The organism is Anaeromyxobacter sp. SG66, assembly GCF_022690805.1.
Taxonomy (GTDB): Bacteria; Myxococcota; Myxococcia; order Myxococcales; family Anaeromyxobacteraceae; genus Anaeromyxobacter; species Anaeromyxobacter soli.
This window is the reverse complement of sequence record NZ_JALCZC010000016.1, coordinates 24,918-38,263: the sequence shown is the minus strand read 5'-3', so window position 1 is coordinate 38,263 and position 13,346 is coordinate 24,918. Positions and strand designations below refer to the sequence as shown.

General features: G+C 72.5%; 13 protein-coding genes. 7 read left to right on the top strand and 6 right to left on the bottom strand.

The genetic code is table 11. From position 1 onward, the window contains the following. Nucleotides 1-98: 98 nt before the first annotated feature. Genes MNZ39_RS07280 through MNZ39_RS07270 form a run of 3 tightly spaced genes read right to left on the bottom strand, consistent with a single transcriptional unit; the run spans nt 99 to nt 1,619 of the window. A complete protein-coding gene (locus MNZ39_RS07280) occupies nt 99-335 on the bottom strand; it encodes a TIGR04563 family protein (RefSeq protein WP_242336729.1) in 237 nt (78 codons plus the stop codon). 56 nt (nt 336-391) lie between these two features. Beyond that, nucleotides 392-631: a hypothetical protein gene (locus tag MNZ39_RS07275; protein ID WP_242336727.1), complete on the bottom strand. Its 240-nt coding sequence runs from the start codon at nt 629-631 to the stop codon at nt 392-394. A gap of 37 nt (nt 632-668) precedes the next feature. Next, entirely contained in the window at nt 669-1,619 is a 951-nt protein-coding gene (locus MNZ39_RS07270; RefSeq protein WP_242336724.1) for a hypothetical protein, read from the bottom strand. A 342-nt stretch (nt 1,620-1,961) separates the two neighbouring features. Between MNZ39_RS07270 and MNZ39_RS07265 the strand changes: the two genes are divergently transcribed. After that, complete coding sequence (locus tag MNZ39_RS07265) at nt 1,962-2,168, top strand: cold-shock protein (protein ID WP_242336721.1); 207 nt, start codon at nt 1,962-1,964, stop codon at nt 2,166-2,168. Between the two features lie 119 nt (nt 2,169-2,287). After that, nucleotides 2,288-3,424, top strand: coding sequence for an acyl-CoA desaturase (locus MNZ39_RS07260; protein ID WP_242336718.1), 1,137 nt, complete (start codon nt 2,288-2,290; stop codon nt 3,422-3,424). Nucleotides 3,425-3,449: 25 nt separating this feature from the next. On the opposite strand, the gene MNZ39_RS07255 is transcribed toward MNZ39_RS07260, so the two are convergent. The 3 genes from MNZ39_RS07255 to MNZ39_RS07245 form a co-directional block, all read right to left on the bottom strand. Beyond that, nucleotides 3,450-5,012, bottom strand: a complete 1,563-nt coding sequence (locus tag MNZ39_RS07255; protein ID WP_242336715.1) for a B12-binding domain-containing radical SAM protein — start codon at nt 5,010-5,012, stop codon at nt 3,450-3,452. Nucleotides 5,013-5,143: 131 nt separating this feature from the next. Then, a complete protein-coding gene (locus tag MNZ39_RS07250; RefSeq protein ID WP_242336713.1) occupies nt 5,144-5,860 on the bottom strand; it encodes an RNA polymerase sigma factor in 717 nt (238 codons plus the stop codon). Nucleotides 5,861-5,962: 102 nt separating this feature from the next. Continuing rightward, complete coding sequence (locus MNZ39_RS07245) at nt 5,963-9,697, bottom strand: chemotaxis protein CheB (RefSeq protein ID WP_242336710.1); 3,735 nt, start codon at nt 9,695-9,697, stop codon at nt 5,963-5,965. Nucleotides 9,698-9,969: 272 nt separating this feature from the next. Between MNZ39_RS07245 and MNZ39_RS07240 the strand changes: the two genes are divergently transcribed. The 5 genes from MNZ39_RS07240 to tesB all read left to right on the top strand — a co-directional run bounded on the left by MNZ39_RS07240 (nt 9,970) and on the right by tesB (nt 13,333). Further along, nucleotides 9,970-10,269, top strand: coding sequence for an AtpZ/AtpI family protein (locus MNZ39_RS07240; protein WP_242336707.1), 300 nt, complete (start codon nt 9,970-9,972; stop codon nt 10,267-10,269). A gap of 202 nt (nt 10,270-10,471) precedes the next feature. Then, the gene (locus tag MNZ39_RS07235) at nt 10,472-11,584 is read left to right on the top strand and encodes an acyl-CoA desaturase (protein ID WP_242336704.1); all 1,113 of its coding nucleotides are present in this window, start codon (nt 10,472-10,474) and stop codon (nt 11,582-11,584) included. A 151-nt stretch (nt 11,585-11,735) separates the two neighbouring features. After that, on the top strand, nt 11,736-11,930 hold the full coding sequence (locus tag MNZ39_RS07230) for a hypothetical protein (RefSeq protein ID WP_242336702.1): 195 nt from the start codon (nt 11,736-11,738) through the stop codon (nt 11,928-11,930). A 30-nt stretch (nt 11,931-11,960) separates the two neighbouring features. After that, on the top strand, nt 11,961-12,389 hold the full coding sequence (locus tag MNZ39_RS07225; RefSeq protein WP_242336700.1) for a GFA family protein: 429 nt from the start codon (nt 11,961-11,963) through the stop codon (nt 12,387-12,389). Between the two features lie 62 nt (nt 12,390-12,451). Next, nucleotides 12,452-13,333: an acyl-CoA thioesterase II gene (gene tesB / locus MNZ39_RS07220; protein WP_242336698.1), complete on the top strand. Its 882-nt coding sequence runs from the start codon at nt 12,452-12,454 to the stop codon at nt 13,331-13,333. Nucleotides 13,334-13,346 lie beyond the last annotated feature (13 nt).

Sequence of the window (13,346 nt, the reverse complement as noted above, 5' to 3'; positions counted from 1 at the left end):
GCGGCGCGCCACCCCCGCCGGGCGCGGGCGCACGGCGCGTACCCCCGACGCGCGCGCGCCCCGCCGCGCCCGCTTCCAGCCCGTGACCGCCACGCGGCCTAGCCCTTCGCCTCGTCGGCGGAGGCGGTCGCGAGCTCGTTCGCGGGGCCTACCGTGCGTGAAGCAGGTGCGAGGGCCACGCCGCTGCTGGGCAGCCTCGAGATCCGCTCGCGCGCGAGCCGCCAGGCGTGCTGGACGATCCAGGAGAGCGACCGGTCCTGCCGGATCGCCTCCTCCTGCATCTGCTGGAGCATCTCCTCGGGAAAGTACAGCGACTGCTTCCGCGCGTCGGACATCGCCCCTTGTACGCCGCGAGAGCGGGCAGGGGAAGGGTCGCGGAACGATCGCGCGCTCACGCCCGCGCGCGGAGGTAGGGCAGCCCGTCCATGTACTGGACCTCGAAGTAGCCGCGGCGGGCTCCCCACTGCGCCCACGGCAGCGCCTCGCCGCGGACCCACACCACCGCGCCGCCGGGGACGCTCAGGTGGCGCCGCTGAGTGCGGCACCACGCCGATCGCGACCAGGGCCCGCCCGTCCGGAGGGCATCGACGAGCTGTCTCTGCATCGCCGCGAGAAACGCCGTCACCGTCATGGTCTCGACTCCCTTCGTCGCGGGTCCGTTCGGCCGCTCACGTCACGAGCTCCGGCTGCTGGGGGCGCGGGCGCGGCCGCTTCGCCGTGCTCACGTGCATGAACGCCTCGACGTCGACGTGGTCGCGCGCGCCGAGCGGCCGGAGCTTCTCGAGGAGCTGGTCGGCCGAGCCGAGGAGGGCGGAGTAGGTGGACCAGTTGGGCTCGGCGTCGTAGGCGAGCTCGAGCCCGAGCCGCTGCGCCACGTCGCAGGCGAAGCGGGGGCGGAGCAGCATGTGGAGCTCCGGCCTCGCGACGAACGGCAGGAGCGTCACGATCGGCCAGAGGGACTCCCGCGCCGCGCTCGGGAAGAGCGTCGCGACCGCGGCGGCGAGCGCCTCGAACCGGGGCTGCTCGGGCGTGGCCGTCGCCAGGAGCTCGAACAGCGCCGCGAAGAACGCCTTCGCCGCGGCCGGATCCTTCAGGCCGTCCTCGAGCGAGGTCCGCTCCGCGTCCCGGTGCAGCGTGCGCACGTGCCGCTCGATCCGGAGCGTCCGCTCGACGAGGCCGCCGACGTCGCCCGCCTCGAGGAGCCGCTCACCCTCGCCGTTCCCGAGCGTCTCGACGAACATCTCGTGGGCACGGCGCCACTTGCTCGCACGCTGCTCGCCCCGCTCCTTGCCTTCCCCGACGTACTTCGGGTCCGTGAACCCCTGCGGGAAGGACTCGACGAAGCGCGCCACGGCGTCGGCGTGCGAGAGCCACGCGCCGGCGCGGCCGTAGCGGCCGGTCTTCGCGTCGAGCGCGAAGCCGGTCAGCGCGGAGAGCCAGGCGTTCGGGCTCGTGGCGGGGGAGAGGAGCGGCAGTGCCATCGGCAGCCGCAGCTTCGTCGCGAAGCGCGCGTCGCTCGTGGCGAAGAAGACGTGCACGGCCTTCTGGTCGAGCGCGACGATCTTGCCGATCCCCAGCGAGGTGTGCTGCACCAGCATTCCGTTCTCGAGGCTGCTCATGTTCGGCTCTTTCCGGTCGGTCCACGCGCTCGCGCACGCCTCTCGACACGCGCACGAGGGGCGCGCAGGGGGCACGTCGGGGGACGAAAGGGTGGCGCGGGTGAGATCCCGCCGTGTCGCTCACGGCGGCGTGGAGGGCCGGCCGCGTTCGCCGGGTGGATGTCGTATATCACCGCGCGCCCCCGGGCGCTCGTCACGCTGCCGCGGCATTCTGGGCCCCGGGCTCGACTTCTTCGCGCGATTCGACTACCAACGTCCCTTCTCTCCCGCTCCGGGAGGGAAGAAGGTTCGCGCGGCACTCACTGCCGCGCGTTCACAGAGAGAAAAGAGCACCTACAGCAAATGGCAGCCGGTACCGTGAAGTGGTTCAATGACGCGAAGGGCTTCGGCTTCATCACCCAGGCGGACGGGGGCGAGGATGTCTTCTGCCACCACACCGCGATCCAGACGGATGGGTTCCGCTCCCTCGCCGAGGGCCAGAAGGTGGAGTTCGAAGTGACGAAGGGCCCCAAGGGCCTGCAGGCGGCGAACGTCCGCCCGGTCGCCTAGTCGCGTCATCGCGACCCTTCAGGCAATGAGAGCCCGGCCTTTCGAGGCCGGGCTTTTCTCGTTCCGGAGGCGGGCGCCGCGGTGACATCTTCGTGATTCGGGGTGCCTAGATCCCGGGCATGAGCTCCACGCCTCCCCGGGTCCGGTTCCCACGCGACGACGGCTTTCACGCCGAGGTGAAGCGCCGCGCCGGCGCGTACCTCGAGGGCACCGGCCGGGCACGCTGGGGCGGCGGCGCGATGCACGCGAAGACGGGCGCAATCCTGGGCTGGTTCGCGGCCTCCTACGCGCTGCTCCTCCTCCTCGGCGGCACCTCTCCCGTGCTGGCGGTGGCGCTGACTTTGTCTCTGGCGCTCGCGACGGCGGGGATCGGCTTCTCGGTCATGCACGACGCCAACCACGGCGCCTACGCGCGCTCCGCGCGCGTGAACCGTGCGTGGGGCCTGGCGCTCGATTTCGTCGGGGCGAGCTCGTACCTCTGGCGCTTCAAGCACAACGTGCACCACCACACCTACGCGAACGTGGACGGGATGGACGCGGACATCGACGCCGAGCCGTTCCTCCGGCTCGCGCCGTCGCAGCGGCTCCGCCCGTTCCACCGCTACCAGCACGTCTATGGCTGGCTGCTCTACGGCGTGCTGGCCGTGAAGTGGTGGTTCGTGGACGACGTGCGCGACCTCGCGCGTGGCCGCATCGGGCAGCTCCCGTTCCCGCGCCCGCGGGGCGGCGAGCTCGCCGCGTTCCTCGCCGGCAAGGCGGTGTTCCTCGCCTGGGCGGTGGTCGTCCCGGTGCTCGTGTTCCGCAGCGGCTGGGTCGCGCCCCTCTTCCTGCTCGGCGCGCTCACGCTGGGCGTGGTGCTGGCGACGGTGTTCCAGCTCGCGCACGCGGTGCCGGAGGCGGAGTTCCACGCCGCCCGGGCCGGAGATCAGCGGATGCCGACCGGCTGGGCGGAGCACCAGGTGCGCGCCACGGTGGACTTCGCGCCCTCGAACCGGCTCCTGGGCTGGTACGTCGGCGGGCTCAACTTCCAGATCGAGCATCACCTCCTCCCGGACGTGTGCCACGTGCACTACCCGGCGCTCGCCGCGAGCGTGGAGGCGGCGTGCCGCGCGCACGGCGTGCCGCACCACACGCACCCGACGCTCCGCGCCGCGATCGCGGCTCACTACCGGTACCTGCGCGCGCTCGGCCGGCGCGGCGCCGAGGCGGCCTCGGGTCCGCGCGTGGCCGTCCTCGCCGCGCCCTCCTCGTCGTGAGGCGAGGAGAGGGCGACCGGAGTCCCTAAGCAGATGCGGAGGGGCGCTGCGCGTCGCTCGCCGCGAGCTCGGCGAGCGACCGGTCGAGGCGCGGCAGGACCACGTCGTGGGTGTACGGGATGAGGCTCTCGCCGATCACCGCGAGCGCCAGCGCCCGCGGGAGGGCGCCGGCGCCCCGGCGCAGCGCATGTCCGACGAGGCGCCAGAAGTGGAGGCGCCGCGGGCTCACGACGCCGATGCCCCACGCGATCCGTGCGACCGCAGCGAGCGAGCCCTCGGCGGCGCCGGCGTCCGAGGCGGCGCGGGGGCGGAGCGGCAGCTGGTCGATGGCGAGGGTGCACCGCGCGTAGTAGCGCTCGGGCGCGTAGAGCGCCGCCACGAGGCGGCGGTATCCCGCGAGCAGGACCCGCTCGTCCTGGGCAGGCACGAAGTTCGGCCGCTCGAAGGCGTCGCCGCTCCCGTCGCCGCGCAGCCGGCCCTCCTGCTCGAGGCGCCGCCAGAGGCGCGTGCCCGGCATCGCGACGAGCAGCCCGACCATCGCCCGGGGGACCGGGAGCCCGGAGATGAGCTCGAGCTGTCGATCGAAGATGTCCGGCCCCTCGCTGTCGAAGCCCACGATGAAGCCGGAGAACACCTCGAGCCCTGCGCGCGTGAGCGTCTCGACGGCGCGGCCCGGGGGCATGCGGAGGTTCTGGCTCTTGCCGGTCTCCGCGAGCGCCGCGGCGGAGGGCGTCTCGATCCCGAGGAACACCTCCTGGAAGCCCGCCGCGACCATCTCGGCCACGAGCTCCGGCGCGCTCGCGAGGTCGAGGCTCGCCTCCGTGCAGAGCTGGAACGGGAACCCGTGCCGCTCCTGCCAGGCGCGGAGCACCGGGAGCAGGCGGGCCACCTCGCGCCGGTTGCCGACGAAGTTGTCGTCCACGAAGAAGAGCGCCCCGCGCGCCCCGCGCGCGTGCAGCGCGTCGAGCTCCGCCACGACCTGCTCCGGCGACTTCACCCGCGGCACGCGCCCGAACAGCTCGATGATGTCGCAGAACTCGCAGCGGAACGGACAGCCGCGCGAGTACTGCAGGGCGTGATTGGCGTAGCGTGGGAGGTCGAGGAGGTCGAAGCGGGGCACGCGCGCGAGCGCGAGGTCGGGCCGGTCGTCGCCCTCGGGCGAGAGGAGTCGGGGCGCCTTTGTCTCCCGTCCTTCGAGGACGCGCACGAGGAGCTCCAGGCGCCCCTCGGCCTCGCCGCGAAAGACGTGATCGGCCTCCGGGAAGCGCTCGGGCACGAGGCTCGGCCCCGCGCCGCCGGCGACCGTGCGCCGGCCGAGGGCGCGAGCCCGGCGGAGCACCGCGCGCATCGACTCCGCCTGCACGAGCATCCCGGACACGAGGACGGCGTCCGCCCAGCGCAGGTCGGCATCGTCGAGCGGGGCGACCTCGAGGTCGCGCAGCCGGAGCTCCCAGTGCTGCGGCAGGTGCGCCGCGAGCGTGGCGAGCCCGAGCGGCGGCATCGTCGCCGCCTTGCGGATGAAGGGAAGGCTTCGCTCGAAGCTCCAGTAGCTGCGCGGCGAGCGGGCCTGCACGAGGAGTGCGCGCATGCCGCGATCCTGCGCCGCTCCCGGTCACGGCGTCGTCATCGCGCGTGGGGCGCGGCAGGGTGCCTCGATGGGGTCGCGCGCGGTGCTCGGCTGTCAGCCGCGCGCCGGAGCCCGAAAGCAGCAGCCTCGGCTCACTCGCGGCCCGGGCTTCCGGACGGACCCGTCCCGAAAGAGTCGCCGATGGCGGAGAGCACCGCGTTCACCACGCGGTCACAGCGCGGGGCGAGGAACGTGAACGCCTGCGGGGCCGACTGACCGACCTCCTCGGCGAGCATCTCGCGCAGGGCGAGCCGGGCGCGATGCAGCCGCACCTTCACGTTCTCCTCCGACAGGTCGAGCGCCTCGGCGGTCTCCGCGGTGGAGAGCTGCTCGACCTCCCGCAGCATGAACACGACGCGGTGATCGTCTCCCAGCCGGGCGACGGCTCGCTCCAGCAGCTCGGCGCTCTCCCTCCGCGTGGCTCCGTCCTCCGGCCCCTCGTCGCGCGCGCCCCGGGTCATCTCGTCCACCTCCGCCGAGAGCTCGACGGCAGCGATGCGCTGCCGTCTCGCGAGGCCGTACGCGACGTTCAGCGCGATCCGGGTGAGCCACGTGCCGAACGACGAGGCGCCCTCGAACGTGGCGAGCGCACGGAACGCCTGCAGGTAGGTGAGCTGCATCGCGTCCTCGACCTCGGCCGAGTCGCGGCGCAGCACCGCGCGGATCGTGCGGTACACGCGCTGGTTGTGACGGCGCATCAGGAGCTCGAACGACGCGGTGTCACCGGCGAGGACACGGTGGACCACGTCCGCATCCGAGGCGCCGCTCGCCTCGAAGGCCTTCGGTCGTGCGTCAGCGCTGAGAGCCATGGACCTGCCTCCTTGCTCTCCATACGATGCGCCGGCGGCGCGCGGGTTACACGGGTAGCCGCCCGGGTTGGAAGCACGCCCCGTCAGAGCACCCCCCGGTTGTCACCGGGCCGCGACTGGACCGCCGCCGCGCGGCGGCGTCCGGCGCGGCGCACGGTCCATCGCCTCCTGGAGCTCCTCGACCGTCGCCGGCTTGGTCAGGTGCGCGTCGAACCCCGCCTCCGTGGCGCGCCGCTGATCCTCCGGACGGGCGTATCCCGTGAGCGCGATGAGGAACGTGTCCCGCAGGCCGGGTTCGCTCCGCATCGCCTTCGCCACCGCGTAGCCGTCCATGCGCGGGAGCCCGACGTCGCAGACCACCACCTCTGGCATGAGCTCCCGGGCTCGCTCGATCCCCTTCGGACCGTCGTGCGCCAGGAAGACCTCGTGGCCCTCCATCTCGAGCGCGAGCTGCAGGCTCTCGGCGGCGTCGAGGTTGTCCTCGATGACGAGCACACGGCGGGGGCGCGGAGGTGACGCCGGCGCGACCTCGATCCCCGCGGGCGCCACCGAGAGCGGCAACCGCACGATGAACTCGGTGCCTGCGCCCTTGCCGCCGCTCCTCGCCTCGACCGTGCCGCCGTGCGTCTCGACGAGGCCCTTCACGAGCGCGAGACCGAGCCCGAGCCCGCCGAGGCTGCGATTGAGGGTCGCGTCGGCCTGCGCGAACGGGTGGAAGAGGCGCGGGACCATCGCAGGCTCGATGCCGATGCCGTTGTCCCGCACGCGCAGCACCGCGAACCCCTCGACCGCGTCGAGTGACAGGCGGACCGAGTCGCCTCCGGAGGTGAACTTGGCCGAGTTCTGGAGCAGGTTCCCGATCACCTGCGCGAGGCGCGTCGCGTCGCCTTCGACCCACAGGGGCTCGTCCGGGAGCGCGACCTCCAGCGCGACCTCGCGCGTCGTGAAGAGGCTCCGGTGGTCGTCGGCGGTGCGCTGCGAGAGGGACCGGAGGTCCACGGGCCGACGCTCGACCTGGAGCTTCCCGTTCGCGATGCGCGTCACGTCGAGCAGGTCGTCGACGAGGCGAGCGAGGTGCCCCACCTGGCGGGCGATGATCTGGTGCGCTCGCGCCGCCGCGTCCGCGTCCGCGGGCGCGCGCTCGAGGACGTGGAGGCTGCTCCGGATGGGCGCGAGCGGGTTTCGCAGCTCGTGGGACAGGACGGCGAGGAACTCGTCCTTCCGCCGGTCCGCGTCCCGCAGGGCCGCCTCGGCGCGCTCCCGCTCCCCCACGGCCTGCCGCAGGGCCGCCTCCGCCTCCTTCAGCCTCGTGACGTCGATGAAGGAGACCACGACGCCCGCGACGACGTTGGACGGCGTGCGGTACGGGTTCATGCGCATGAGGAACCAGCGCCCTCCCTGCGCGAGGCCCACCGTGCGCTCGACGGGCTGGAGCGTCGCGAGGACTCGCTTCACCTCCTGGGGCACGTCCTGCGCGTCGAACAGCGCGGCGAAGTCCGAGAGCGGCCTCCCCACGTCGCCGTCGGCGAGCCGGAAGATCGCCGTCGCCGCCGGCGTGAAGCGCGCGATCCGGGACTCGCGATCGAGGAAGATGGTCGCGATCTGCGTGCTCTGGAACAGGTTCTGGAGGTCGCCGTAGAGCAGCTCGAGCTCGTCCACCTTCTTGCTGAGCTCGGTGTTGAGCGTGTTGAGCTCCTCGTTCACCGACTGCAGCTCCTCCTGCGAGGTCTGCAGCTCCTCGTTGGACGAGTGCATCTCCTCGTTCATGGACTGTAGCTGCTCGTTGGACGTGCGGAGCGCCTCGTTCGCGTTCTCGAGCTCCTCGATGGTGACCTGGAGCCGCTCCTGGGTGCTCTCGAGATCGCGCTGCAGCAGCCGGTGGCGCTCCAGGGTCGGGGCGTCGAGCGGCGTGCCGTGCGCGATGGGAGAGGCCTGCAGCTCCTCGAAGACGACGAGGAACAGCGCGTCCGGATCCTGCTCCGTGGGCGGGAGCGGCCGGACGACGAGGTTCAGGCGACGCTGGACGCCCTCCGCCTCGACCACCACGTCCTTGTACGTGACCGGCTTCCCCTGGCGCGCCGCGTTGTGGAGGGCGGCGGAGAGCTCGACGCGGAGCTCGCGCCGGGCGAGGTGCATCAGGTTGGTGGCGGGTGCGCCGGCGCGGGGCGGCAGGAAGTCGGACAGCTTCGTCCCCCAGTAGTACCGGATCTCCCCGCGCGCATCGACCACCACCGAAGGCGGCGCGTACTCCTCGAGCACGATCCTTCGCGAGCGATCGGCGGCGCTCTTCACCTCGGGATCGCCTCGCCGGCTGGGCGGCGCCAGCTCGAGGGGAGGCGCCCGCCGCCCCGGAGGCAGGATCGCCGGACGCCGATCCACCTCGCGCCGCCGGAACACGCGCTCGGTCTTGTCCACGACCTCGAACAGCTCCAGCTCGCGCGCGTCGATCATCTCGGCCTTGCCGAGGAGGAGGTAGCCGCCCGGCCGGAGCGCGTAGTGGAGGAGCCCGATGATTCGCTTCTGGAGGTCGGGCTCCAGGTAGATGAGCAGGTTGCGGCAGGACACGAGGTCCATCCGGGAGAACGGCGGATCCTTGACGAGATCGTGCTCCGTGAAGATGCAGAGGTCGCGGAGGGGCTTCGTGACCGTGTACGTGTCCCCGCGCCTCGTGAAGAACCGCTCCAGCCGCTCGGGGCTCACCTGGCGCTCGACGACGCTCGTGTACTGGCCTCGCCGCGCCTCCGCGAGGGCAGACGCGTCGATGTCCGTCGCGAAGACCTGGAGCTGCGGCGGGCGCTGGAGGCCGTCGCCCTCGCAGAGCAGCATCGCGAGCGAGTAGGCCTCCTCTCCGGAGGAGCAGGCCGGCACCCAGACGCGGATCCCGTCGGCGCCGCGCCGCTTCAGGAGGTCGGGGACGACGATCTGCTCGAGGATCCGGAACGGCGCCTCGTCGCGGAAGAAGCTCGTCACGTTGATGGTCAGGTCCTCGGCGAGGCGGCGGGCCTCGTCGGCGTCGCCCTCGAGCAGGGTCGCGTAGTCACGGACGGTGGCGGTGCCGGTCGCGCCCATGCGCCGGTGGAACCGGCGGAGGATGGTGCTGCGCTTGTACCGGCTGAAGTCGTGGCCCGTCGTCCGCCCGATCACCTCGAGCGCCCGGTGGAGCCCCTCCGCCTCGCCCCGCGCGCTCTCGGGCGGGTGGCGCCGGCGCTCGGCAGCGAGCTCGCCGAGCGCCGCAGGGATCTCGCTCGCGGGGAGGACCTGCTCCACCATCCCCGTCGCGATCGCGGCGGCAGGCATGCTCTCGTACCGCGCGTCGCCGGGGAGCTGCGCGAACGTCCTGCCCCCGTGACGTCTCACGGCGGCGATGCCGAGCGCGCCGTCGGAGCCGGTCCCGGAGAGCACGACGCCGACGGCGTTCTCGCGCTGGTCCTCCGCGAGCGAGGTCAGGAACGCATTCACCACCAGGCGAGAGCCCTTCGGCTCCGCCGGGACGAGGCGCAGGGCGCCGCCCTCGACGACGAGGCCCGTCCCCGGTGGAATGACGTACACGTGGTCGCGCTCGACGCGCTGCCCTTCGCGCACGGTCTCCACCGGGAGCTTCGTGGCGCGGGACAGGATCTCGACGAGGCTGCTCTCGTGCTCGGGAGAGAGGTGCTGGACGAGGACGTACGCCAGCCCGCTGTCCGACGGGAGCTGGCCGAGGAAACGCTCGAACGCCTCGAGGCCGCCCGCAGAGGCGCCGACGCCCACGATGAGGAGACGCTCGCCTTCCCGGGCGCGCCAGTCGGCTTCATGCTCGTCGCTCGGATGGGGCGGTACGGAGCTGCGGTCGGGCATGGGGTCGCCGTCCTCTACCGGCTGTGTAGCAGGTTCGGGTGCCCCCAGCCCGGTAATGGACCCGAGGGGCGTCAGATGGGCCGTGCGGACGTCTGCCTCGGGGAGCGATGGGGCGCGACGAGCGCGCGCGGGGATCGCGCTGGCGTTACGTTCTCCTCGACCGAGCGTTGACGTCCTGCTCGGCGATCCGGCCCCCGCGCCGAGCCGCGTCCGACTCCCGCCTCTGGACCGCTCCGCTGACCTCCACGTCGAGAGGGTCGAGGAGAGACCGAATGGCACAGCGAGCGCGAGCCCCGACCGGCGGGCCGGGCGGTGGTGGTGCGGCGGACCCCGAGCGCGGGCTCTCGAGCCTCGCAGCAGGGTACCGGAAGGCCGAGCCGTACATGGCCGCGTCGAGCACGCTGCTCGCCTCCGTCGCGGTCTTCACGCTCCTCGGCTATGGGCTCGACCGCTGGCTGGGGCACTCCGTGCAGTGGATGCTCGTCGTGGGGGCGGTGATCGGCATCGGGGTGGGGTTCACCGCCTTCTTCACGAAGATCGCGGCAGCGACGCGCGCCGACCATCGGACGTGAGAGTCCGCTGGCGAGAGCCCGACTGTCTCCAAGTCATCGACCGGAACGGCCGCCTCCTCGACGAGGGCATGACGGCGCGGGCGCCCGCGCGCCGCGCTCGCCGCCGCCCTCGCCCGGAGCATCGTGACCCGCTCATGACAACGAGCGCACAGGTAGGACCGTCACGAGGCTCCGCGGCAACGCCGCGGGAACGGGGGAACGGGTGACCTTGTCAGCAAAGCAGTCGCAGTCCCTGCGGGCGGAGCTCGATGCGCTCCGGCAGGAGTACGTGGCGAAGATCGGCGCGCGCGACGCCGACTACATCCGGACCGTCAGGGCGGTCGCGCGGATCTCCCGCGTGGCGGGGCGCCTCCTCATCCACTTCAGCCTGGAGCCGATCAGCTGGGCAGCCGGCGTCTGCGCGCTCGGCACCTACAAGGTGCTCGAGAACATGGAGATCGGCCACAACGTGCTGCACGGTCAGTACGACTTCATGCGCGACCCATCGCTCAGCTCGGCGACCTACGAGTGGGACATGGTCGGCACGGCGAAGAGCTGGAAGCGGGCCCACAACGCCAGGCACCACGTCTTCACGAACGTCATCGGTCGAGATCGCGACTTCGGCTACAACGCCTTCCGCTTCTCCGCGGAGGTGCCGTGGAAGCCCATCCACCTGCTCCAGCCGCTGGTGAGCCCGCTCAGCGGGCTCTTCTTCGAGTACTCCATCGGCGCCTACGACCTCGGCCTCCTCGATGGGCTCGGCCCGCCGTCGAGCGAAGCGGCCAGACGGCGGCGTCCTCGTCGCGAGGTGGCCCGCGATCTCTGGGCCTTCGCGCGAAAGGCCGCGCGGAAGGGGTTCGTCGAGTACGTCTTCTACCCCGCCCTCGCGGGTCCGCTCGCGGTGAAGGTCCTCGCCGGGAACGTGCTCGCGAACGCGCTCCGAAACGGCTGGGCGTACGCCGTCATCTACTGCGGCCACCTCACGGAGCGGACGGCGACCTTCCGCGAGGAGGAGCTCGCGGGCGAGGATCGGGCCGGATGGTACTTCCGGCAGATCGCGGGCAGCAGCAACTTCGAGACCGGGCGGCTCGGCCACGTGCTCAGCGGTCACCTCGGGTTCCAGATCGAGCACCACCTCTTCCCGAACGTCCCCGCCTGGCGCTATCCGGAGATGGCCCCTCGCGTGCGCGCCATCTGCGAGCGCCACGGGGTCCCGTACACGACGGGCTCGCTGGCCTCGCAGTTCGCGAGCGCGATGCGCCGGCTCGTCCGGTTCGCCGTCCCGCCGCGCGAGGAGCGTGGCGGCGGAGCCGTGGCGGCCGCGAGCGCGGCGTGACGCGCGAGGGGGCGCGCAGCTCCGGCTCCAGCTCCCCAGGCGCGCGCTGGCGCGCGTGCGCCCGGGAGGCAGGCACCTTCGTGTCAGCCCTGAACGCCTCGGTCTGCCGGTGCGGCGTCCGCTTATATGCAGGCAGAGGGGAGGGCGATCCATGGCAACCCGGACGAAACGAGAGTCCACGGCGCTCGACGAGCTCAAGGCCGTCAGGGGTGCGCTCCTGGAGCTGGCGCGCGCGCTGCTCAACGCGGCGACCACGACGTTGACCGCCGCCGCGGGAGCGATGACCGCGCTCACGGACGAGGCGCTGCGCAGGGTGCGGACGTCGACGCGGAAGAAGACGGCGTGACGGGGGCGCTTCACGCGCGCTGAGCTTCTCATGCGATTCGAAGGACGATGTCACTGCGGCAACCTCGAGGTCACGTTCGAGACGTCGCAGCGGCCCGAGGCGCTCGCGCCGCGCGAGTGCGGATGTACGTTCTGCCGCCGGCACGGTTCGATCGCGGTGTCGGACCCGGCGGGCTCGCTCGAGGTGCGGATCCGCGACGCCGGGGAGGTCTCTCGCTACCGCTTCGGTCTGCGCACCGCGGACTTCCTCGTCTGCCGTACGTGCGGCGTGTACGTCGCGGCGGTGAGCACGATCGAGGGGGCCACCTACGCGACCCTCAACGCGAACGTGCTCGAGGCGCGGGAGGCGTTCACGCAGCGCCCCGTGCCGGTGGCCTACGACGGCGAGACCGCGGAGGAGCGGCTCGGGCGCCGCCGGCGCGCGTGGACCCCCGCGGTCGTGGCCGGCCGCCCTCGCTGATCCTCTCCGGGCGCGATCCACGCGGTGTCGAGTAAGCTTGGCGCCGGGGAAGGAGAGGACGAATGGACCCGTCGCTGAGCGCGCTCATCCGGCAGCTCGATCTGGAGCAGCTGGAGGTGAACCTCTTCCGGGGCGAGTCGAGACACCTCGGCTCGCCTCGGGTGTTCGGGGGACAGGTGATCAGCCAGGCGCTGGTGGCGGCGGAGCGCACCGTGGACGGTCGCCTGCCGCACTCGCTCCACGCCTACTTCCTGCTGCCCGGCGACGTGACCGCGCCCATCGTCTACCAGGTGGATCGGATCCGCGACGGGCGGAGCTTCTCCGCGCGACGTGTCCAGGCCATCCAGCACGGGCGGCCCATCCTCTCCATGATCGCGTCGTTCCAGAAGCCGGAGCCCGGCCTCGAGCACGCCGCGTCCATGCCGGAGGTGCCGCCGCCGGAGGCGCTCGCGAGCTACAGCGAGCTGGTCGAGCGCTGGCTCGCCGACGCGGGTCCCGTGCCGCCGCAGACCGCCGAGGCGATGCGCACTCCCGGGGCGATCGAGTTCCGGCCCATCGAGCCGCAGAACCCGCTCCGCCGCGTCCACGGTGAGCCGCGCCAGGCCGCCTGGTTCCGCGCCGTCGACCGCCTTCCAGACGATCCCCACCTGCACCGGTGCATCCTCGCGTACGCGTCGGACTCGACGCTGGCGGGGGCGCCGCTGCGGCCGCACGGCAGGAGCTGGTGGCAGCCGTCGATGATCGTCGCCTCGCTCGACCACGCGCTCTGGTTTCATCGCCAGGCGCGCGTCGACGAGTGGCTCCTCTACGCGATGGACTCTCCGTCCGCACAGTCCGCGCGGGGGCTCGCGCGCGGGCTCGTGTTCGACCGCAGCGGGCTGCTCGTCGCGAGCGTGGCGCAGGAGATCCTGATGCGCGACACGGGCCCGGCACGGTCCGCCTGACGGCGCAGAGGTC

Bases quoted from the DNA above. Each gene is read 5' to 3' on its own strand.
- MNZ39_RS07270 (WP_242336724.1), bottom strand. From the start codon at position 1,619: ATGAGCAGCCTCGAGAACGGAATGCTGGTGCAGCACACCTCGCTGGGG.
- MNZ39_RS07245 (WP_242336710.1), bottom strand. From the start codon at position 9,697: ATGCCCGACCGCAGCTCCGTACCGCCCCATCCGAGCGACGAGCATGAA.
- MNZ39_RS07280 (WP_242336729.1), bottom strand. From the start codon at position 335: ATGTCCGACGCGCGGAAGCAGTCGCTGTACTTTCCCGAGGAGATGCTC.
- MNZ39_RS07240 (WP_242336707.1), top strand. From the start codon at position 9,970: ATGGCACAGCGAGCGCGAGCCCCGACCGGCGGGCCGGGCGGTGGTGGT.
- tesB (WP_242336698.1), top strand. From the start codon at position 12,452: ATGGACCCGTCGCTGAGCGCGCTCATCCGGCAGCTCGATCTGGAGCAG.
- MNZ39_RS07250 (WP_242336713.1), bottom strand. From the start codon at position 5,860: ATGGCTCTCAGCGCTGACGCACGACCGAAGGCCTTCGAGGCGAGCGGC.
- MNZ39_RS07265 (WP_242336721.1), top strand. From the start codon at position 1,962: ATGGCAGCCGGTACCGTGAAGTGGTTCAATGACGCGAAGGGCTTCGGC.
- MNZ39_RS07255 (WP_242336715.1), bottom strand. From the start codon at position 5,012: ATGCGCGCACTCCTCGTGCAGGCCCGCTCGCCGCGCAGCTACTGGAGC.
- MNZ39_RS07260 (WP_242336718.1), top strand. From the start codon at position 2,288: ATGAGCTCCACGCCTCCCCGGGTCCGGTTCCCACGCGACGACGGCTTT.
- MNZ39_RS07275 (WP_242336727.1), bottom strand. From the start codon at position 631: ATGACGGTGACGGCGTTTCTCGCGGCGATGCAGAGACAGCTCGTCGAT.
- MNZ39_RS07230 (WP_242336702.1), top strand. From the start codon at position 11,736: ATGGCAACCCGGACGAAACGAGAGTCCACGGCGCTCGACGAGCTCAAG.
- MNZ39_RS07225 (WP_242336700.1), top strand. From the start codon at position 11,961: ATGCGATTCGAAGGACGATGTCACTGCGGCAACCTCGAGGTCACGTTC.